Source organism: Pseudomonas sp. ABa2, from assembly GCF_056676075.1.
On record NZ_CM155239.1, the window covers coordinates 683,081 to 700,863 of the forward strand.

Annotated in this window: 21 protein-coding genes; 13 read left to right on the plus strand and 8 right to left on the minus strand. The window is 68.9% G+C overall.

Translation table 11 applies throughout. The annotated features are described in order from the left end of the window. Window positions 1-168 precede the first annotated feature (168 nt). Genes AC1G9C_RS03280 through AC1G9C_RS03295 form a run of 4 tightly spaced genes read left to right on the plus strand, consistent with a single transcriptional unit; the run spans window position 169 to window position 3,887 of the window. Window positions 169-1,557, plus strand: a complete 1,389-nt coding sequence (locus tag AC1G9C_RS03280) for an MFS transporter (RefSeq protein WP_480409430.1) — start codon at window positions 169-171, stop codon at window positions 1,555-1,557. A 15-nt stretch (window positions 1,558-1,572) separates the two neighbouring features. Beyond that, a complete protein-coding gene (locus tag AC1G9C_RS03285; RefSeq protein ID WP_122108904.1) occupies window positions 1,573-2,067 on the plus strand; it encodes a single-stranded DNA-binding protein in 495 nt (164 codons plus the stop codon). A gap of 19 nt (window positions 2,068-2,086) precedes the next feature. Next, window positions 2,087-2,971 (plus strand): sugar nucleotide-binding protein, encoded by an 885-nt coding sequence (locus AC1G9C_RS03290; RefSeq protein ID WP_480409431.1) that lies wholly within the window; start codon window positions 2,087-2,089, stop codon window positions 2,969-2,971. Beyond that, the gene (locus AC1G9C_RS03295; protein ID WP_480409432.1) at window positions 2,964-3,887 is read left to right on the plus strand and encodes an NAD-dependent epimerase/dehydratase family protein; all 924 of its coding nucleotides are present in this window, start codon (window positions 2,964-2,966) and stop codon (window positions 3,885-3,887) included. The genes AC1G9C_RS03290 and AC1G9C_RS03295 overlap by 8 nt, the downstream gene beginning before the upstream one ends. A gap of 53 nt (window positions 3,888-3,940) precedes the next feature. Here AC1G9C_RS03295 and AC1G9C_RS03300 read toward each other — a convergent pair whose 3' ends face one another. Further along, window positions 3,941-4,624, minus strand: a complete 684-nt coding sequence (locus tag AC1G9C_RS03300; RefSeq protein ID WP_397497828.1) for an OmpW/AlkL family protein — start codon at window positions 4,622-4,624, stop codon at window positions 3,941-3,943. Window positions 4,625-4,817: 193 nt separating this feature from the next. Between AC1G9C_RS03300 and AC1G9C_RS03305 the strand changes: the two genes are divergently transcribed. The 6 genes from AC1G9C_RS03305 to AC1G9C_RS03330 are packed head-to-tail and all read left to right on the plus strand — an operon-like array spanning window position 4,818 to window position 9,683. Beyond that, window positions 4,818-5,591, plus strand: a complete 774-nt coding sequence (locus tag AC1G9C_RS03305; RefSeq protein ID WP_480409433.1) for a DUF3450 domain-containing protein — start codon at window positions 4,818-4,820, stop codon at window positions 5,589-5,591. Next, complete coding sequence (locus AC1G9C_RS03310; protein ID WP_480409434.1) at window positions 5,588-6,937, plus strand: MotA/TolQ/ExbB proton channel family protein; 1,350 nt, start codon at window positions 5,588-5,590, stop codon at window positions 6,935-6,937. The genes AC1G9C_RS03305 and AC1G9C_RS03310 overlap by 4 nt, the downstream gene beginning before the upstream one ends. Then, the gene (locus AC1G9C_RS03315) at window positions 6,930-7,478 is read left to right on the plus strand and encodes a MotA/TolQ/ExbB proton channel family protein (protein ID WP_122108909.1); all 549 of its coding nucleotides are present in this window, start codon (window positions 6,930-6,932) and stop codon (window positions 7,476-7,478) included. The genes AC1G9C_RS03310 and AC1G9C_RS03315 overlap by 8 nt, the downstream gene beginning before the upstream one ends. Window positions 7,479-7,489: 11 nt before the next feature. Then, window positions 7,490-7,900 (plus strand): ExbD/TolR family protein, encoded by a 411-nt coding sequence (locus tag AC1G9C_RS03320; RefSeq protein ID WP_031303020.1) that lies wholly within the window; start codon window positions 7,490-7,492, stop codon window positions 7,898-7,900. Then, entirely contained in the window at window positions 7,900-8,583 is a 684-nt protein-coding gene (locus AC1G9C_RS03325) for a TonB family protein (RefSeq protein ID WP_480409435.1), read from the plus strand. Before AC1G9C_RS03320 ends, AC1G9C_RS03325 begins: the two co-directional genes overlap by 1 nt. 2 nt (window positions 8,584-8,585) lie before the next feature. Then, window positions 8,586-9,683 (plus strand): tetratricopeptide repeat protein, encoded by a 1,098-nt coding sequence (locus AC1G9C_RS03330; protein ID WP_480409436.1) that lies wholly within the window; start codon window positions 8,586-8,588, stop codon window positions 9,681-9,683. 146 nt (window positions 9,684-9,829) lie between these two features. On the opposite strand, the gene AC1G9C_RS03335 is transcribed toward AC1G9C_RS03330, so the two are convergent. The 4 genes from AC1G9C_RS03335 to AC1G9C_RS03350 form a co-directional block, all read right to left on the minus strand. Continuing rightward, window positions 9,830-10,351, minus strand: a complete 522-nt coding sequence (locus tag AC1G9C_RS03335; RefSeq protein ID WP_480409437.1) for a DUF3299 domain-containing protein — start codon at window positions 10,349-10,351, stop codon at window positions 9,830-9,832. A gap of 260 nt (window positions 10,352-10,611) precedes the next feature. Beyond that, window positions 10,612-11,877: an ABC transporter permease gene (locus AC1G9C_RS03340; RefSeq protein WP_480409438.1), complete on the minus strand. Its 1,266-nt coding sequence runs from the start codon at window positions 11,875-11,877 to the stop codon at window positions 10,612-10,614. 1 nt (window position 11,878) lies between these two features. Continuing rightward, on the minus strand, window positions 11,879-12,586 hold the full coding sequence (locus tag AC1G9C_RS03345) for an ABC transporter ATP-binding protein (protein ID WP_397497835.1): 708 nt from the start codon (window positions 12,584-12,586) through the stop codon (window positions 11,879-11,881). A gap of 110 nt (window positions 12,587-12,696) precedes the next feature. Then, window positions 12,697-13,275, minus strand: a complete 579-nt coding sequence (locus AC1G9C_RS03350; RefSeq protein ID WP_480409439.1) for a DUF2796 domain-containing protein — start codon at window positions 13,273-13,275, stop codon at window positions 12,697-12,699. Window positions 13,276-13,385: 110 nt separating this feature from the next. On the opposite strand from AC1G9C_RS03350, the gene AC1G9C_RS03355 reads away from it, so the two are divergent. Next, window positions 13,386-13,736, plus strand: a complete 351-nt coding sequence (locus tag AC1G9C_RS03355) for a hypothetical protein (RefSeq protein WP_480409440.1) — start codon at window positions 13,386-13,388, stop codon at window positions 13,734-13,736. A 110-nt stretch (window positions 13,737-13,846) separates the two neighbouring features. Here AC1G9C_RS03355 and trxA read toward each other — a convergent pair whose 3' ends face one another. The 3 genes from trxA to AC1G9C_RS03370 form a co-directional block, all read right to left on the minus strand. Then, the gene (trxA, locus tag AC1G9C_RS03360; protein WP_480409441.1) at window positions 13,847-14,719 is read right to left on the minus strand and encodes a thioredoxin; all 873 of its coding nucleotides are present in this window, start codon (window positions 14,717-14,719) and stop codon (window positions 13,847-13,849) included. A 98-nt stretch (window positions 14,720-14,817) separates the two neighbouring features. Beyond that, a complete protein-coding gene (locus tag AC1G9C_RS03365) occupies window positions 14,818-15,477 on the minus strand; it encodes a class I SAM-dependent methyltransferase (protein WP_480409442.1) in 660 nt (219 codons plus the stop codon). Beyond that, the gene (locus AC1G9C_RS03370) at window positions 15,474-15,914 is read right to left on the minus strand and encodes a YbaY family lipoprotein (protein ID WP_480409443.1); all 441 of its coding nucleotides are present in this window, start codon (window positions 15,912-15,914) and stop codon (window positions 15,474-15,476) included. The genes AC1G9C_RS03365 and AC1G9C_RS03370 overlap by 4 nt, the downstream gene beginning before the upstream one ends. A 110-nt stretch (window positions 15,915-16,024) precedes the next feature. On the opposite strand from AC1G9C_RS03370, the gene nrdR reads away from it, so the two are divergent. Next, a complete protein-coding gene (nrdR, locus tag AC1G9C_RS03375; RefSeq protein WP_021445840.1) occupies window positions 16,025-16,492 on the plus strand; it encodes a transcriptional regulator NrdR in 468 nt (155 codons plus the stop codon). Next, window positions 16,489-17,595, plus strand: a complete 1,107-nt coding sequence (ribD, locus tag AC1G9C_RS03380; RefSeq protein WP_122108919.1) for a bifunctional diaminohydroxyphosphoribosylaminopyrimidine deaminase/5-amino-6-(5-phosphoribosylamino)uracil reductase RibD — start codon at window positions 16,489-16,491, stop codon at window positions 17,593-17,595. The genes nrdR and ribD overlap by 4 nt, the downstream gene beginning before the upstream one ends. Window positions 17,596-17,783 lie beyond the last annotated feature (188 nt).

The window sequence follows — 17,783 nt, forward strand, 5'->3', positions numbered from 1 at the left end:
CAGAAACCGGCGAGTATAGGGCCTGTTGCGGTCTGGCCGCGACCTGCATCGCCGCTTGCCGAACGACCTGCGCGTGCATCCCGGCTGCGCCCTGCGGCAATTCGCGTGCCTGTGCCGCCTGCGCCTTCGCTGCTAGAATCGCCGGCTGATTTTCACGGGACTTTTTCCATGCACGATCCGCACAGCGAGCGCATGAGTGGCGGCGAAGCCCGCGCGGCCGGTGGCCTGGCGCTGGTGTTCGCGTTCCGCATGCTGGGCATGTTCATGGTCCTGCCGGTGCTGGCCACCTACGGCATGGACCTGGCCGGCAGTACCCCGGCGCTGATCGGCCTGGCCATCGGCGCCTACGGCCTGACCCAGGCGCTGCTGCAGATTCCCTTCGGCATGCTCAGCGACCGCATCGGCCGCCGCCCGGTGATCTATGCCGGGCTGCTGATCTTCGCCGCCGGCAGCATGCTGGCGGCCAATGCCGATTCCATCTGGGGCGTGATCGCCGGCCGCGTGCTGCAGGGCGCCGGGGCCATCTCGGCGGCGGTGATGGCGCTGCTCTCGGACCTGACCCGCGAGCAGCACCGGACCAAGGCCATGGCCATGATCGGCATGAGCATCGGCCTGTCGTTCGCCGTGGCCATGGTGCTCGGCCCGCTGCTGACCCGCGCCTTCGGCCTGGCCGGGCTGTTCTGGGCCACCGCGGCGATGGCGCTGCTGGGCATCCTGATCGTCGCCGGCCTGGTGCCGAGGAACGCCGGGCCGCTGCAGCACCGCGAATCCGGGGTGGCGACGCAGGCGCTGTGGCCGACCCTCAAGCACGCCGACCTGCTGCGCCTGGACTTCGCCATCCTGGCCCTACACGCGGTGCTGATGGCCAGCTTCGTCGCCCTGCCGCTGGCGCTGGTGGAGCAGGGCGGACTGGCCAAGGAAGAACACTGGTGGGTCTACCTCACCGCGCTGCTGATCGGCTTCTTCGGCATGGTGCCGTTCATCATCTATGCCGAGAAGAAGCGCCAGATGAAGCGCGTGCTGCTCGGTGCGGTGGCGGTGCTGCTGCTCTGCGAGCTGTATTTCGCCCTGTTCGGCAGCAGCCTGCGCGCGCTGGTGCTGGGCACCGTGCTGTTCTTCACCGCGTTCAACCTGCTGGAGGCCTCGCTGCCGTCGCTGGTGAGCAAGGTGGCGCCGGCCGGCGGCAAGGGCACGGCGATGGGCGTGTACTCCACCAGCCAGTTCCTCGGCGCCGCGCTGGGCGGCATTCTCGGCGGCTGGCTGTACCAGCAGCATGGCCTGGAGGGCGTGTTCATCGGCTGTGCGGCGCTCTGTGCAATTTGGCTGGCCATTGCTGTTACTATGCGCGAACCGCCGTATGTGACCAGCCTGCGCCTGCCGCTCGACGCCGCGGCACTGGCCGATGTCGGACTGGTCGAACGCCTGAAGGCTACGCCGGGAGTGGCGGATGCCGTGGTGGTGGTCGACGAAGCGGCCATCTATATCAAAGTGGACACCCAACAAGTGGATCGCACGTCCCTGGAACGCCTGATTGCAGCGGCGCCAGCGGCGTGCTGAGCCTAGGAGAACGTTATGGCCCGTGGGGTTAACAAAGTCATTCTGGTCGGCACCTGCGGCCAGGACCCGGAAACGCGCTACCTGCCCAGCGGCAACGCGGTCACCAACCTGAGCCTGGCCACCAGCGAGCAGTGGACCGACAAGCAGACCGGGCAGAAGGTCGAGAAGACCGAGTGGCACCGCGTCGCCCTGTTCGGCAAGGTCGCCGAGATCGCCGGCGAGTACCTGCGCAAGGGTTCGCAGGTGTACATCGAAGGCAAGCTGCAGACCCGCGAGTGGGAAAAGGACGGCATCAAGCGCTACACCACCGAGATCATCGTCGACATGCAGGGCACCATGCAGCTGCTCGGCGGCCGCCCGAGCGGTGACGAAGGCGGTGCGCCGCGCCAGTCGCGCCCGGCCCCGCAGCGCGAGCCGCAGCAGGCGCCGCGTCAGGAGCGTGCCGCGCCGCAACAGCAGGCCCAGCCAGCGCCGGACTACGACAGCTTCGACGACGACATCCCGTTCTAAGCGGAGCGGGCTCTAGCCTATGCGAATGCGCCTGATGCTGCTGGGCGGTGGTAGTGCCCTGGGGCAAGCGCTGATCCGTCTCGGCGCCGAGGAAGACATCGGCTTCCTGGCGCCCAGACCGCCGGAATCGGGCTGGGATGCCGCCAGCCTGACCCAGTTGCTCGATGACACCCGCCCGGATGCCCTGGTCAATCTGGCCTACTACTTCGACTGGTTTCAGGCCGAAGCGGTGGCCGAGGCGCGCCTGGCCACCCAGGAGCGCGCGGTCGAGCGGCTCGCCGAACTCTGTCAGCATCACGCCATCGTCCTGCTGCAACCTTCCAGCTACCGGGTGTTCGACGGCTCGCGGGCTACGGCCTACAGCGAGAAGGAGGAACCGATTCCGCTGGGGTTGCGCGGCCAGGCGCTGTGGCGGCTGGAGCAGAGCGTGCGGGCGATCTGTCCGCGGCATGTGCTGCTGCGCTTCGGCTGGCTGCTCGACGACAGCCGCGAAGGCCTGCTCGGGCGCTTTCTGCAGCGCGCCGAGCGCGACGACGCGCTGTATTTGGCCGACGACCGGCGTGGCAACCCGACGCCGGTGGACGATGCCGCGCGGGTGATCCTCGCCGTGCTCAAGCAGCTCGACTGCGAATCGCCCTTGTGGGGCACCTACCACTACGGCGGCCACGAGGCGAGCACCTCGCTGAGCCTGGGCCAGGCGGTGCTGAGCGAGGCGCGCCATTACCGCGGCAACCTGGTCGAGGACATCGCGCCGCAGGCCCACGCCGCCCGCCCGGACGCCGCCGACGAGCCGCAGCACGCAGTGCTGGCCTGCAAGAAAATCCTTCACACCTTCGGCATCAAGCCGCGCGCCTGGCGTGCCGGTCTGCCGAGCCTGCTGGACCGCTATTACCGTCATGGCTGAAATTCTCGTAACCGGCGGTGCCGGCTTTATCGGCTCGCACCTGGTCGATGCCCTGCTGGCTGCCGGTCACGGCGTGCGCGTGCTGGACAACCTGTCCATGGGCAAGCGCAGCAACCTGCCGCTGGACAATCCGCGCCTGCGCCTGATCGAGGGCGATGTCGCCGATGCCGAGGTCGTTGCCCAGGCGGTGGCCGGGTGCGCGGCAGTGGCGCACCTGGCCGCGGTGGCCTCGGTGCAGGCCTCGGTGGACGACCCGGTGGCCACCCACCAGAGCAACTTCGTCGGCACCCTCAACGTCTGCGAGGCCATGCGCCGGCACGGCGTGCGGCGCGTGCTCTATGCCTCCAGCGCGGCGGTCTACGGCAACAACGGCGAAGGCCAGGCCATCGACGAGGACACCGCCAAGGCGCCGCTGACCCCCTACGCGGTGGACAAGCTGGCCAGCGAGCAGTACCTGGATTTCTACCGCCGCCAGCATGGTCTGGAACCGGCGATCTTCCGCTTCTTCAATATCTACGGTCCGCGCCAGGATCCGTCCTCGCCCTATTCCGGGGTGATCAGCATCTTCACCCAGCGCGTGCAGCAGGGCCTGCCGATCAGCGTGTTCGGCGACGGCGAGCAGACCCGCGACTTCTTCTACGTCGGCGATCTGATCGAGCTGCTGGTCCAGGGCCTGACCGGCGCGCAGGTCGACGCGCAGCCGGCCAACGTCGGCTGGAACCAAGCGGTCAGCCTCAACCAGTTGCTGGCGGAGATCGGTGCGCTCTGTGGCGGCCTGCCGCCGGTGAGCCATCTGCCGGCGCGCGCCGGCGATATCCGTCATTCCCGTGCCGACAACCGCCGCCTGCAGGCGCAGTACCGCCTGCCGCCGCCGACGCCGCTGCGCGAGGGGCTCAGGCGTCTGCTCGCCTTGTAGCCCCTGGAATGAAAGAAGCCGGCTGATGCCGGCTTTTTTCGTTGCAGGACGGCTTAGAACTTGTAGCCCAGGCCGACCATGTACACGAAGGGGTCGACATCCACGTCGACCTTGACCTTGTCGCCGGCCAGGTGGGTGGTGCCGGTGGTGTCGATGTCGATGTAGCGCACCTGGGCGTTGAGCATCAGCTGGTCGCTCAGCATGTAGTCCATGCCCACCTGGCCGGACAGGCCCCAGGAGTCCTTCAGGTCCAGGCCGCTGAAGCCCTTGGCTTCGGCCTCGCTGCTCAGCTCGGTGTCGAAGAACCAGGTGTAGTTGATGCCCAGGCCGACGTAGGGCTGGAAGGTCGAGGCCTTGTCCAGCGGGTAGTAGACGGCGCTGAGGGTCGGCGGCAGGTGCTTGAGGCTGCCCAGCTTGCCGTTCAGCCCGGCGAAGGCGCCCGGCATGCCCTTGACCCCGACGTCGTGGCTGAACGGGGTGGCCGCCAGCAGTTCGATGCCCAGGTGGTCGGTGAGCATATAGGCGAAGTTCAGGCCCAGCTGGGTGTCGCTGTCGAGGGTGGCGCCGCTGCCGGGGACCTTGCCCAGCACGGCGTGATCGATGTTGCCGCTGTCTTCGCGCGGATCGACGGTGGCGGCGCCGGCGCGCACGATGATGTCGCCGGCCTGGTGGGCCTGCGCCAGGGGCGCGGCGATGGCCAGGGCCAGCAGGGAGGCGGTGAACAGCGACTTGTGCATAGTGAACTCCAATCGAGTCGGCGGATGTCTGGGTTGGAATAAATGCTAAGCCATGCATCGATTGGCTCTTTGATCCAGCTCAATGGATGAGCGGGTTCTGCGCGCGGCGATTTGTCCATTGCTTCGATTGTACTTTGCAGATGATAATGTTTCTCTTTTTGCAGCAAGCCCGTCTGTCGAGGACCTTCTCCGCATGAATCGCTTCCCCCTTCGCTCCCTGGCCGTCGCCCTGATGCTGGCCAGCGGTTCGCTGGCTGCCGCGCCGCTGGATGCCGCACTGGACGAGAGCCAGCGCCTGGCCGCCGAGGCCAAGGCCTCCCAGGGCCGCGTCGAGCAGCTGGACGATGCCAGCCGCGAAATGCTCACCGAGTACCGCAATGCCTTGCAGCAGGCTGAGGCATTGAAAGGTTATAACAGTCAGCTGCGTGACCTGGTCGAAGCGCAGCGCCAGGAACTGGCCAGCTACCAGCAGCAGCTGGACGGCATCGAACGCACCCAGGAGGCGGTCAGCCCGCAGATGGTCAAGATGGTCGAGGTGCTCGGCCAGTTCATCGCCGCCGACCTGCCGTTCCTCCCCGAAGAGCGCGAGGATCGTCTGGCCCAGCTGCAGGATCTGCTGCCGCGCGCCGACGTCAGCCTGGCCGACAAGTACCGGCGCATCCTCGAGGCCTACCAGATCGAGAGCGACTACGGCCGCACCTTGGAGGCCTGGCGCGGCGAGCTGAGCCAGGCCGACGGCGACTCGCGCAGCGTCGAATTCCTCCGCCTGGGCCGCAGCATGCTCTATTACCAGACCCTCGACGCCCACGAGAGCGGCTGGTGGAACCCGCAGGCTCAGGCCTGGGAAGTGCTCGACGGCGGCGCGCGGCGTCCGCTGACCCAGGCTATCGCCATTGCCCGCCAGCAGCAGGCGCCCGCCGTGCTGTCCCTGCCGATCAAGACCCTGGCCGAGGAGGCCGCCCAATGAGTCGTCGTGTTGTAGCCGTACTGGCGCTCAGCCTGTTGCCGGCGCTGGCCGCCGTAGCCGAAACCCTCAGCCCCGATCAACTGTTGCAGCGCATCCGCAGCGAGCGCGCCGCCGAAGTCAGCGCTATGCAGGAGCGCGAGCAGGCCTTCCTCGCCAAGCGCGGCGAGCAGGCGCAACTGCTCGCCGCCGCCCGCTCTGCACTGAACCTGCAGAAGGCCGAGGCCGAGCGGCTGAAGGCCGAGTTCGACCGTCAGGAGGCCGAGCTGGCCGAACAGGAAAAACTGCTGGCGCAGCGCGTCGGCCACCTTGGTGAACTGTTCGGTGTGGTCCGTCAGAGCGCCGGCGACGTTGCCGGGCAGTGGCAGGACAGCCTGCTCAACGCCCAGTACCCCGAGCGCCTGAAGCGTCTCAAGGCACTGGCCGAGAGCCGCTCGCTGCCGTCTGCCGAAGACCTCGACGGCTACTGGATGCTGCTGCTCGAAGACCTGGCCGCCAGCGGCCGCATCGAGCGCCTGCAGCTGCCGGTGGTCGCTGCCGATGGCTCGCGCAGCGAGCAGCAGGTGCTGCGCGTCGGCGCCTTCGCGGTCTACGGCGAGGACGCCTTCCTGCGTTACGACGCCGACGCCGGCGAGCTGGTGGCGCCGCCGCGGCAACCCTCCGGCCTGGGCCAGGTCGAAGACTACCTGGACAGCCGCGACGCCCTCGCCACGCTGCCCATCGACCCCAGCCGCGGCAGCCTGCTGGCGCAGCTGCAGCAGCAGCCGACGCTGTGGGATCGCCTGCAGCAGGGCGGCCTGGTCGGTTGGGTGATCGTCGTGCTCGGCGCGCTCGGCCTGCTCCTGGCGGCCTGGCGCATGGTCTACCTGGGCCGCGTCGGCAGCGGCGTCAAGGCGCAGATGCACGACCTCAGCGCACCGCGGGGCGACAACCCGCTGGGCCGGGTGATCGGCGTGCTGGGGCCGAAGCCGCAGCTGGCCGATCTGGAAACCCTGGAGCTGAAGCTGGACGAGGCGATCCTGCAGGAGACCCCGCCGCTGGAGAAGGGCCAGGGCCTGCTCAAGCTGCTCGCCGCGGTGGCGCCGCTGCTCGGCCTGCTCGGCACCGTGACCGGCATGATCGTCACCTTCCAGGCCATCACCCAGAGCGGTGGCGGCGACTCGCGGCTGATGGCCGACGGCATCTCCCAGGCGCTGGTGACCACCGTGCTGGGTCTGGTGGTGGCCATCCCGCTGCTGTTCCTGCACAGCCTGCTGGCCAGCCGCAGCAAGGGCCTGATCCAGATTCTGGAGCAGCAGAGCGCCGGCCTGATCGCCCTGCACCTGTCGGGAGCGCCGCGCCGTGACTGAGCTGTTCGCCTTCTGGCTGCACCTGGTCGACAGCGCCCATGCGCTGCGCGACTTCATGGGCGCCGGCGGCGTGGTGATGTGGGCGCTGGCCGCGCTCTGTGTGGTGTTCTGGACCCTGGTGTTCGAGCGCTTCTGGTACATGCGCCGGGTCTTCCCGCGCTGGGTGCAGGAGCGCCGCGAGGCCTGGCAGCAGGTGCTGGCCGACGACACCGGCAACTGGCAGCGCGCGGTGCGCGCCGCCTGGCTGGCCCAGGCCCGCCAGCAGCTGGCCGCGCCGCTGCGCCTGAGTAAGACCCTGGTGGCGCTCTATCCGCTGCTCGGCCTGCTCGGCACCGTGGTCGGCATGATCGCGGTGTTCGACGTGCTCGCCCTCAACGGCACCGGTAACCCGCGCGGCATGGCCGCCGGCGTCTGGCAGGCGACCCTGCCGACCATGGCCGGCATGGTCCTGGCCATTCCCGGATTGTTCAGCCTGGCGCGCCTCGAGCGCGAAGCCAGCCAGGCCATCGAGCGGCTGGCCGACCAGCTGCGTCACGACTGAGATCGCCCAACATGAGAATGCGTCGTCACCACCAGCAGGACGAAGACACCGGCATCGACCTCACGCCGATGCTCGACGTGGTCTTCATCATGCTGATCTTCTTCATCGTCACCAGCTCCTTTATCCGCGAGTCCGGCGTCGAAGTGCAGCGCCCGCAGGCGGAAACCGCCAACCCGCAGGACAAGGGCAATATCCTCATCGCCGTCACCGCCGACGGCCAGGTGTGGATGGACAAGCAGCCGGTGGACATCCGCAGCGTGCGCGCCCACGTCGAGCGCATGCGCGTCGACCAGCCGGAGGGCGCGGTGGTGGTGCAGGCCGACCAGGACGCACGCACCGGCCTGGTGGTGCAGGTCATGGACCAGGCGCGCCTCGCCGGCGTGCAGGACGTGGCGCTGGCCGCCGGTAGCGGAGTCAACTGATGCGCCTGCCGCTGTCCTTTCTCGGCGCCTGCCTGATGGCCCTGGGCCTGTTCGCCCTGATGCTCTATATGGTCGCCCCGCCCCGCGCCAAGCCGAGCGAAGAGCCGATCAGCGTGGCCAACTTCGTGCGCATGGACGGCAACGCCAGCGAGACGGCCAGCCGCACCCGCCAGCAGGCGCCGCAACCGCCGCAGCCGCAGACCCCGCAACCGCCGACGCCGCCCACTCCGCAGACGGCCACGCCGAGTGCCAAGCTGCCAGCCCTGGATATCCAGCTGCCCAGCCTGGCCAGCGGCATTGCCGTCAACAGTGCGCCGGCGCCGAGCCTGTCCGGCCTGGCCCCGGGCGCGCCGGCGCCGACGCCGCCGAGCACCGCGGCCGAGTCCGGCGGGCAGATGGGCGGCATGGAAAGCGAAGTGATGCCGCTCAACGACGTGCGCCCGGACTACCCGCGCTACGCCCTGCAGCGCGGCATCGAAGGCTTCGTCAAGCTGGCCTTCACCATCAACCGCTCCGGCAACGTGGAGAACATCCGCGTGCTGGAAGCCAACCCGCGCAACGTGTTCGAACGCGAGGCGCGCCGCGCCGCCGCGCGCTGGCGCTTCGCGCCGCGCACCGAGGGCGGCCTGGCGGTGGATCGCGAGGCGGTGAAAACCCTCTACTTCCGTCTGCAAAGGAGCTGACCATGTACCGTTGGTTGTTGCTCGTGATGCTCAGCGCTGCGGCCGTGCCCGGCATGGCCCAGCAAACCATCGACCCGGCCGTGTTCCGCGCCCTCAACGCCGCGCAGACGGCGCAGCAGAAGGGCGATCACGGCGCGGCGCGCAAGGCGCTGGAGGCTGCCGAGGCCAAGAGCGGCAGCCTCGAAGAGGCGCTGATCTGGCGCAGTCAGGCCTATGTGGCCTGGTCGGCCGGCCACAACGGCCAGGCCATCGACTGGCTGGACAAGGCCGTGCGCAGCGGCAAGCTGGACGAGCAGATGCTCGCCGGCGAACGCCTCAACCTGGCCAAGCTCAACCTCGGCGAGCGCCGTTTCGCCAAGGTGGTGGAGTTGCTGGCGCCGGAGCAGGGCAAGGCCTCCGAAGAAGTGCTGCAGCTGCTGGTGCAGGCCTATCAGGGCCTGAACCAGCCGGCCAAGGCCTTGCCACTGGCCGAGCGTTACGTACAGGCCAACCCCAAGGCCGGCGATATCTGGCTGCAGTTTTTGGTCGGCGCCAACGCCGACCTCAAGCGCTATGCCCAGGCCGAGCGCTGGCAGCGCCAGCTGCTGGCGCGTAAGCCGGACGACGCCAAGGGCTGGCGCCAGTTGGCCGGGCTGCAGCAGATGGCCGGCAGCCAGGACAAGGCGCTGGCCACCCTGCGTGCGGCGCACAGCAAGGGCCTGCGTTTCAGCGAGTCCGAGCTGGACAACCTGGTGCTGCTCGCCGGCGCAGCGGATCAACCCTGGCAGGGCGCCAAACTGCTTGCCGGCATGCTCGACAGCGGCCTGCTGGCCAACACCGCGGCGCGCCAGGAGCGTCTGGGCCTGTTCTGGTGGCAGGCACGCGATCGCGCTGCGGCGGTGCGCGTGCTGCGCCCGCTGGCCGAGCGCAGCGGCAACGGCAAGCACTGGCTGTACGTCGCCCAGCTGGAGCTGGAGCAGGCGCGCTGGCAGGCCGGCCTGGAGGCGCTGGCGCGTGCCGAGCGCAGCGGCGCCGAACGCAGCAAGGTGCGCTCCTGGCGCCAGTGGGCGGAAAGCGAGCTGCGTTTCGAGCAGGAAAACCGGGTCGCCAGTCGCAGCTAGGCCACCGACCCTTGGGGGCTCCGTGCGCAGCGCGGCGAGGGTTTCGCGGCTAGAGCCGCTCCTACACCGGCGCTAGCGCAGCCTTTGCCAACGAAAAAGCCAGACCCTGGGGTCTGGCTTTTTCGTTTTTGTGTCGCGGGCGGCGTTCAGCTATCGGGCAGCTCGTAAGCATAAATCTTGTCCGCCGCCATCTGGTAGCCGACCTCGGCCAGCTCGCTGCTGACGTGCTCGACCTTCAGCGGTCCCTCGACCCAGAACGGCTGGTACAGCGCATCGAGCAGCACGCCCAGCTCGCTGGTGACGTGGACTATCTGGTTCGACGGCGGCGGCGGCACGTGGATGCAGGCGCCGAAGTAGGGCACCAGGAGGAACTCGATCACCCGGCCTTCGTCGGTCACATCCAGCGGCACTATATAGCCGGGCAGCTTGATGGCCTGGCCGTCCAGTTCCTTCACCACCGGTGCGGCCGGCGATTGCTGCATGGCCGCCGGGCCGGACTCGGCCAGGGCGTCGGCCAGCTGCGAGAGGTCGTGGATAGGGGCGGCGTCCATCTGCTGCGGCGGCGCATCGGCCGGCACCAGTTCGGACCAGGTGAGTTCGCGCACCTCGGCGGCGGCCAGCGGCAGGGCCAGCGAGAGCAGCAGGGTGGCGAGCAGGGGGCGGGACATGGAAAACCTCGTTATAGGAGCGCCCGCGCAGTGTACGCCAGGCGCGGCCCACTTTGCCTCAGAGCCTTGTTCACGATCTTGCGAGCTAGAGCGATACAAGGCAAAAACAAGGGAGGAAGCGGAGTGTACTTTTTGTACATGAGCATTACTCGCTCCGCTCGCCCCTTCGGGGCCGCACTGAAGTGCGTTAGCCGCAAGCGGCTTTCCGAGCTTGTTTTTAACGCAGTAGCGCCGACGCGCAGCAGATCATGAACAGGCTCTCAGAGCCTGATCGACAGGCCATCGGCCAGCGACTGGCGGTAGGCACGCCAGGCCGGCACGCTGCCCATCAGCAGGGCGGCGGCGAGGATGGCGCCAAGCAGCTTCCATTCGTAACCCGACGGCGCATTGAACGCCAGGTACAGGCCGTAGTTGGCCTGCACATAGCCCTGGCTGGCGGCGATGCCCAGGTACAGCAGCAGCAGGCCGAGCAGCACGCCGGCCAGGGCCAGGGCGAAGGCCTCCAGCACCAGCAAGCTGGCGATATGCCAGGGCCGCGCGCCCACCGAGCGCAGGATCGCCATCTCGCGGCGGCGTTCGTTAAGGCTGGTGAGGATCGCCGTGAGCATGCCGATCAGGCCGGTCAGCACGACGAACAGCGAGACCACGAACAGCGCCTGCTCGGCCGTGCCCATCAGGCTCCACAGCTCCTGCAGGGCCACCCCGGGGAGGATCGCCAGCAAGGGTTCGCCGCGGAACTCGTTGATCTCGCGCTGCAGGCTGAAGGTGGCGATCTTGCTGTTCAGGCCCAGCAGCATCGCGGTGATCTGCTTGGGTTGCAGGTCCATGGCGCGCGCCTGCTCGGCACTGACCTGCGCCGCGCCGCGCGCCGGCATGCCGTTCTGCCAGTCGACGTGCAGCGCCTCCATGCCGGCCAGGGAGATATGCAGGGTGCGGTCCACCGGGGTGCCGGTGCGGGCGAGGATGCCGACCACGGTGAACGGCTTGTCGTCGTGCTTGACCAGGCTGATGCGGGCCACGCCATGGGCCAGGACGATCTGCTCGCCGAGGTCGTAGCCCAGGGACTGGGCCACTTCGGCGCCGAGCACCACCTCGAAGGGATCCTCGGCGAAGGCGCGACCCTGGGCCAGCTGCAGCTCTTGGCTGCGGGCGTAGCGGTAGTGCTCGAAGTAGGCGGCGCTGGTGCCCATCACCCGGTAGCCGCGGTGCGAGTCGCCGAGGGAGATGGGGATGGCCCATTTGACCTGGCGGTGCTGGGCGAAGCGCTCGAAGCTGTCCCAGCGGATATTGTTGGTGGCGTTGCCGATGCGGAACACCGAATACAGCAGCAGATTGACGCTGCCCGAGCGCGCGCCGACGATCAGGTCGGTGCCGCTGATGGTGTTGGCGAAGCTGGCGCGCGCCTCGGTGCGCACCCGTTCCACCGCCAGCAGCAGGCACACCGACAGGGCGATGGCGAACACCGTGAGCAGGGCGGTGAAACGGCGGTTGGCCAGGCTGGCCAGGGCGATGCGGATCAGATGCATCTCAGGCCTCCTGCGGGCGCGTGGCGCGGTTGAGTTCGGCCAGCGACAGGCTGCGGTCGAACAGCGGCGCCAGGCTCTGGTCGTGGCTGACGAACAGCAGGCTGGCGCCGGCCGCGCGGCATTCGGCGAACAACAGCTGGAGGAAGGCCTCACGGGCATCGAAGTCCAGCGCCGAGGTGGGTTCGTCGGCGATCACCAGTTCCGGCTGGCCGATCAGCGCGCGGGCGGCGGCGACGCGCTGCTGCTGGCCGATCGACAGTTCGTCGGCGCGCCGCCCGAGCAGGTCGGCGCGCAGGCCGAGGTGGTCGAGCAGGGCGGCGGCGGCAGCATCGACGCTGCCATGGCGCTGGCGCGCACGCTCGGCGCGCAGGCGCGAGAAGCGGCAGGGCAGTTCGACGTTGTCGCGCACCGAGAGAAAGGGCAGCAGGTTGAACTGCTGGAAGATGTAGCCGGTGTGATCGACGCGAAAATGGTCGCGGGCGCCGGCCGAGAGCTGGCCGAGGTCCTGGCCGAGCAGGCGGATATGCCCGCGCTGGGCCTTCTGCACGCCGCCGAGCAGGCCGAGCAAGGTGGTCTTGCCGCTGCCGCTGGGGCCCTTGAGGAACAGGGTCTCGCCGCGCTCGAGGGTGAAGCGGGGGATGTCCAGCAAGGGCGCCTGGCCGGGCCAGGCGAAGCCGAGGTCGGCGAGGTCGATCAGGGATTGGGTCATGGTCCGGCTATCGGGTGGTTTATGGGCCTGCGTGTAGGGTGGATGACGCTTCACCCATCCACCATGGCGCTCCCACGGTGGATGAGAAGAGCCTCATCCACCCTACGGCTTCAGAAATTCAGGCGCGGCTGGGCGGGAGTCAGTTCCACGCCCTGCTGGCCGCTCGGGCCGATCAGTTGTACCTGAATCTTCTCGGTGGCGGGGAAGCGTTTGAACAGCTCGGCCAGGTCCAACTGTTTCAAGTCGTTGGCGCGGGCGCAGTCGAAACGGTAGTGGGCGTGGATCTCGCTGTGCTCGCTCTGATGCTCATGATGGTCGTGGTCATGGTGACCTGCGTCGCCGAACAGCGGGCTCTGCAGTTCCACCTGGGTCGCCTTGCAGTCGCCGGCGGCCAGGGCGAACAGGCTCAGCGGCTGTTCCAGTTCGGCCTTGGCGGTGGCCACCTTGGCCTTGTCGGCGTCGCTCTTGGCGGCGTGCTCGAAACCCACCAGGTTCATCGCCGGGCTTTCCAGCTGCAGCTCCAGGGTCTGGCCGTCGAGCGCCACGTTGAGGCTGGCGACGCCGTGCTCGTGAGCGCCGAGGCTGTCGTGTGCGTGGTCATGATGATCGTGGTCGTGTTTGTGTTCATGCGCCTGGGCGACGGCCAGGGGCAACAGGGCGAAGGGCAGGGCGAGCAGCAGTCGGCGCATGGGGCGTCTCCGGTACGGGTTTTAATCGTTACGTTATAACAACTTTTGTGCCGGCCTGGCCAGCGCACAGGCGTCATGGGAGCATGGGCGCTGGGAATGGGAGAACGATCATGCTGCGCATACGCGGACGCATCGGCGACTGGCCGGTGGACCTGACTGTGGAACTGGAGGCCGAGGATTGGGCGCGCCTGACGGCAGGCCTGAGTGTCGTGCCAGCGACCGAGGTGCCAGCGCCGGCCGTCTCGGCCGGCAGCAATGACGCGCTCTGGCAGACCGCCCTGCAACTGGTGCGCGACGCCGGGCAGGTGGAGGGGCCGCAGCTGCTCGGCCAACTGGCCGCGCTGGCCGGCGGCGAGGCGGCCGGCAAGCGCCTGCTGGTGCGCCTGCGCCACTGCGCGCAGATCCGTATGGAAACCGGCGCCGATGCGCCGATCTATCGCTGGGTGGGCGAGCCAGCCTAGGTCGTTGCTGAGCCTGCGAAGCCCAACAAAGCGTTCTGCCGCTGTCTCTGGGGCGCGGTGTGGGGCTTCGCGGCGCTCAGCCCAACCTACCGTCCGGGTTCCGGCCTGAGTCAGTAGATCGCCTGATACAGCTTGCGGCGGTAGGCGGTGACCAGCGGGTGGTCGCCGCCGAGCAGGTCGAACACCTGCAGCAGGGTCTTGTGCGGCAGGCCGTCCTGGTAGCCGCGGTTTCGCACGAACAGCTTGAGCAGGGCATCCAGCGCCGGTTCGTACTGCTGGCGGGCCAGCTGCTGTACGGCCAACTGATAGGCCGCCTCGTCGTCGCCGGCGTCCTGCGCCAGACGGCTCTTCAGGGTGGCCACTTCCGGCAGGTCGGCGGCCTGACGGAGGAAGGTCAACTGCGCCTTGGCGCCGGCCAGGGCCTGCTTGTGTTCGTCGCCTTTCACCGCATTCAGCACCGCCTCGGCTTCGCCCAGTTCGCCGCGCTCGGCCAGGCAGCGGGCGTAGAGAATCAGCGCCGCGGCGTGCTCGTTGTTCTCCGTCAGCAGCTGCTTGAGCAGCGCTTCTGCGTCGGCGAAGCGGCCGTCGGCAAACAGCGCCTGGGCGGCTTCCAGCGGGTCGGCCGCGGCCGGCGCCGGCTCGGCGACATGGGGGGCGAGCATCTGGCGAATCGCCGCTTCCGGCTGGGCGCCGGCGAAGCCGTCCACCGGCTGGCCGTCCTTGAACAGCACCACGGTGGGCAGGCTGCGGATGCCGAAGCGCTGGACGATGTCCTGCTCGACATCGCAGTCGACCTTGGCCAGCAGCAGTTCGCCGGCGTATTGCTCGGTGATCTTCGCCATCAGCGGCATCAGCGCCTTGCACGGCGCACACCATTCGGCCCAGAAGTCCACCAGTACCGGCTTGTGGAAGGAGTTCTCGATCACCAGCTGTTCGAAGCTGGCGGCGCCGGATACGTCGAAGATATAGGGGGAATCGCTCATGGTCGGTCTCGAAGGGCAGGGCAATGGTCTATTAATGCGGGCAGGCGACCCGCGAAACAAGGGGGGCGCTGCTGCCTGTTCCCCGGACTGCATCCGGGCTACCTCGGTCGTAGCGCATGATACAGGCTGACCTCGCGGAATTCGGCCGGCTCGGCCAGATCCGGCCAGGTACAGCCGTCGAGCAGCGCCAGGCGGCGGTACAGCGGGTGCTGGAAGTCCTTGACTCGCGAGTCGGCCACCAGCGCCTGGCGACCGCGGCTGAGGAAATGATCGAGCAGCGGCAGGTTGGCGCGGTCGTAGAGCACGTCGGCCACCAGAATCAGGTCGTAGCGGTCGGCCTCGGCGAAGAAATCTTCCGAGTAGTCCAGCGTCACGCCATTGAGCGCGGCATTGGCGCGGCAGGCGGCCAGCGCCAGCGGGTCGAGGTCGCAGGCCACCACCTCGGCGGCGCCGGCCTTGGCTGCGGCGATGGCGGCTACGCCACTGCCTGCGCCGAAATCCAGCACGCGCTTGCCGCGCACCCACTCGGGGCGCTCGGCCAGCCAGCGCGCCAGCACCAGGCCGCTGGCCCAGCAGAAGCACCAGTAGGGCGGTTCTTCTAGGATGCGCCGGGTTTCCTCGGGACTGAAGGCGCGGTCCATATTGCCGGCGTCGATCAGCCACAGGGCGATGTCGCTGCCGGGCAGCGTTTCGGCCACCAGGCGGGCATCGCCGAGCAGTTCGCTTAGCGCGCCTTGCAGGGATGCCGGGGCGCTCATGGCGCCGGCACCAGGCGCAGCGGACCGAGGTCGCGGCTCTGCGGGGCGGCGATGGTTTGCGCTGGCAGGCGCTGCACCAGGCGTCCGGACTGGGTGACGCGGCCGCGCAGCTCAACGCGCTGGTCGCCGGGAAAACTGGCCGGCTCGAAGTGCAGGGCGAAGGGCAGTGGGTTGCCGTCGCTGCGCAGCAGCAGGTGGCCGAGCAGGGTAGCGGGGCGCCCGCGCGCGTCGACCGCCAGCAGCGCCAGGTCCACCTCGGCGCCGGCGGCCACGCCGAGCAGCTGACCGCGCAGGCTGGGCAGCAGGTTGCGCGGCTCGACCGCGGGTGCCGCGCTCGGCGGGCTCGGCGGCGGCGCGGGCGGCGTGGCGGGCTCGCTGGCGCAGGCGCCGAGCAGGCCGGTGAGGATCAGGGCAAGCAGCGGCAGGTATAGGTTCATGGCGTCTTCTGCTGTTCGGGCGGGCGTCTGTATAGCCTAAAGCACCTGGCTTGTCTTGCCGCTTCGATGCGCTACCATGGCGCCTTTGCCGCCACCTGCCAGCGCCTGCCATGCATTGTCCATTCTGCGCCGCCAACGACACCAAGGTCATCGATTCGCGTCTGGTCGCCGAGGGCGATCAGGTGCGCCGTCGCCGCGAATGCGTGGCCTGCGGCGAACGCTTCACCACCTTCGAGACCGCCGAACTGGTGATGCCGCGCCTGATCAAGCAGGACGGCAGCCGCCAGCCGTTCGACGAGGACAAGCTGCGTGCCGGCATGCAGCGCGCGCTGGAGAAGCGCCCGGTGAGCGTCGAGCGCCTCGAGGAAGCCATCGCCCGCATCAAGCAGCAATTGCGCGCCACCGGCGAACGCGAGGTGAAGTCCCTGGTGCTCGGCGAGCTGGTGATGGGCGAGCTGCGCAAGCTCGACGAGGTCGCCTACATCCGTTTCGCCTCGGTGTACCGGCGTTTCCAGGATCTCAACGAGTTCCGCGAAGAGATCGAGCGCCTCTCTCGCGAGCCGTCGAAAGCCCGATGAGCGCACACGACCACGCCTTCATGGCGCGCGCCCTGCAGCTGGCGCGCAAGGGCCTGTACTCCACCCATCCCAATCCGCGGGTCGGTTGCGTCATCGTGCGTGACGGGCGCATCGTCGGCGAAGGCTGGCATGCCCGTGCCGGCGAGCCGCACGCCGAGGTGCACGCCCTGCGCCAGGCCGGCGAGCTGGCGCGCGGCGCCACCGCCTACGTCACCCTGGAACCCTGCAGCCATTTCGGCCGCACCCCGCCCTGCGCCGACGGCCTGATCGCCGCCGGAGTGGCGCTGGTGGTGGCGGCCATGCAGGACCCCAATCCGCAGGTCGCCGGCAAGGGTCTCAAGCGCCTGGCCGAGGCCGGGATCGAGGTGCGCAGCGGCGTGCTGGAAAGCGAGGCGCGAGCGCTCAATGCCGGCTTTGTCAAACGCATGGAGAGCGGCCTGCCGCTGGTGCGAGTCAAGCTGGCGATGAGCCTGGACGGGCGCACCGCCATGGCCAGCGGCGAGAGCCAGTGGATCACCGGCCCGGCGGCGCGTGCCGAGGTGCAGCGCCTGCGCGCCCAGGCCAGCGTGGTGCTGAGCGGCGCCGATACCGTGCTGAGCGACGACGCGCGGCTGACCGTGCGCCCCGACGAACTGGGCCTGGGCGCCGAGTTGACCGCCCTGGCGCAGCGCCGTCCGCCGTTGCGCGTGCTGGTCGACGGACGCCTGCGGGTGCCGTTGGACAAGGCCTTCTTCCAGGCCGGGCCGGCGCTGGTGGCGACCTGCGCCGCCGCGCTGGCGCGCGAGCGTTACCAGCAGGAGGGCCATGAGCTGCTTGCCGTGCCCGGCAGCAACGGTCACGTCAACTTGCGCAAGCTGCTCGAAGAACTGGCCGCGCGCGGTGCCAACGAGGTGCTGGTGGAGGCCGGGCCGCGCCTGGCCGGCGCCTTCGCCCGCGCCGGGCTGGTGGACGAATACCGCATCTTCATGGCGGCCAAGCTGCTCGGCTCCAGTGCCCGGCCGCTGCTCGACCTGCCGCTCAACCGCATGGCCGAGGCGCCCGAGCTGCAGATCGTGGATATCCGCGCCATCGGCGACGACTGGCAGATCACCGCGCGGCCGTAGGTTGGCGCTGAGCGCAGCGAAGCCCAACAGGGAGCGCGTCGCGCTCCGCCCGGCGATCTTGGCATTCTCCACGATCCCGGCGATCCCCACGCCCATGTTGGGCTTGGTCGCAGGCTCCTCAGCCCAACCTGCCGACGGCAGGTCGCCACGGCGTCCCCCTGGGGTCATGCGGTGCGGCGATAAATATG

What these genes read in the sequence shown, in the direction of transcription:
- AC1G9C_RS03335 (WP_480409437.1), bottom strand. Translation starts at nt 10,351, where the DNA reads ATGTCCCGCCCCCTGCTCGCCACCCTGCTGCTCTCGCTGGCCCTGCCG.
- AC1G9C_RS03285 (WP_122108904.1), top strand. Translation starts at nt 1,573, where the DNA reads ATGGCCCGTGGGGTTAACAAAGTCATTCTGGTCGGCACCTGCGGCCAG.
- AC1G9C_RS03330 (WP_480409436.1), top strand. Translation starts at nt 8,586, where the DNA reads ATGTACCGTTGGTTGTTGCTCGTGATGCTCAGCGCTGCGGCCGTGCCC.
- AC1G9C_RS03290 (WP_480409431.1), top strand. Translation starts at nt 2,087, where the DNA reads ATGCGAATGCGCCTGATGCTGCTGGGCGGTGGTAGTGCCCTGGGGCAA.
- trxA (WP_480409441.1), bottom strand. Translation starts at nt 14,719, where the DNA reads ATGAGCGATTCCCCCTATATCTTCGACGTATCCGGCGCCGCCAGCTTC.
- AC1G9C_RS03320 (WP_031303020.1), top strand. Translation starts at nt 7,490, where the DNA reads ATGAGAATGCGTCGTCACCACCAGCAGGACGAAGACACCGGCATCGAC.
- AC1G9C_RS03300 (WP_397497828.1), bottom strand. Translation starts at nt 4,624, where the DNA reads ATGCACAAGTCGCTGTTCACCGCCTCCCTGCTGGCCCTGGCCATCGCC.
- AC1G9C_RS03295 (WP_480409432.1), top strand. Translation starts at nt 2,964, where the DNA reads ATGGCTGAAATTCTCGTAACCGGCGGTGCCGGCTTTATCGGCTCGCAC.
- AC1G9C_RS03350 (WP_480409439.1), bottom strand. Translation starts at nt 13,275, where the DNA reads ATGCGCCGACTGCTGCTCGCCCTGCCCTTCGCCCTGTTGCCCCTGGCC.
- nrdR (WP_021445840.1), top strand. Translation starts at nt 16,025, where the DNA reads ATGCATTGTCCATTCTGCGCCGCCAACGACACCAAGGTCATCGATTCG.
- AC1G9C_RS03305 (WP_480409433.1), top strand. Translation starts at nt 4,818, where the DNA reads ATGAATCGCTTCCCCCTTCGCTCCCTGGCCGTCGCCCTGATGCTGGCC.
- AC1G9C_RS03310 (WP_480409434.1), top strand. Translation starts at nt 5,588, where the DNA reads ATGAGTCGTCGTGTTGTAGCCGTACTGGCGCTCAGCCTGTTGCCGGCG.
- AC1G9C_RS03355 (WP_480409440.1), top strand. Translation starts at nt 13,386, where the DNA reads ATGCTGCGCATACGCGGACGCATCGGCGACTGGCCGGTGGACCTGACT.
- ribD (WP_122108919.1), top strand. Translation starts at nt 16,489, where the DNA reads ATGAGCGCACACGACCACGCCTTCATGGCGCGCGCCCTGCAGCTGGCG.
- AC1G9C_RS03345 (WP_397497835.1), bottom strand. Translation starts at nt 12,586, where the DNA reads ATGACCCAATCCCTGATCGACCTCGCCGACCTCGGCTTCGCCTGGCCC.
- AC1G9C_RS03365 (WP_480409442.1), bottom strand. Translation starts at nt 15,477, where the DNA reads ATGAGCGCCCCGGCATCCCTGCAAGGCGCGCTAAGCGAACTGCTCGGC.
- AC1G9C_RS03325 (WP_480409435.1), top strand. Translation starts at nt 7,900, where the DNA reads ATGCGCCTGCCGCTGTCCTTTCTCGGCGCCTGCCTGATGGCCCTGGGC.
- AC1G9C_RS03370 (WP_480409443.1), bottom strand. Translation starts at nt 15,914, where the DNA reads ATGAACCTATACCTGCCGCTGCTTGCCCTGATCCTCACCGGCCTGCTC.
- AC1G9C_RS03280 (WP_480409430.1), top strand. Translation starts at nt 169, where the DNA reads ATGCACGATCCGCACAGCGAGCGCATGAGTGGCGGCGAAGCCCGCGCG.
- AC1G9C_RS03340 (WP_480409438.1), bottom strand. Translation starts at nt 11,877, where the DNA reads ATGCATCTGATCCGCATCGCCCTGGCCAGCCTGGCCAACCGCCGTTTC.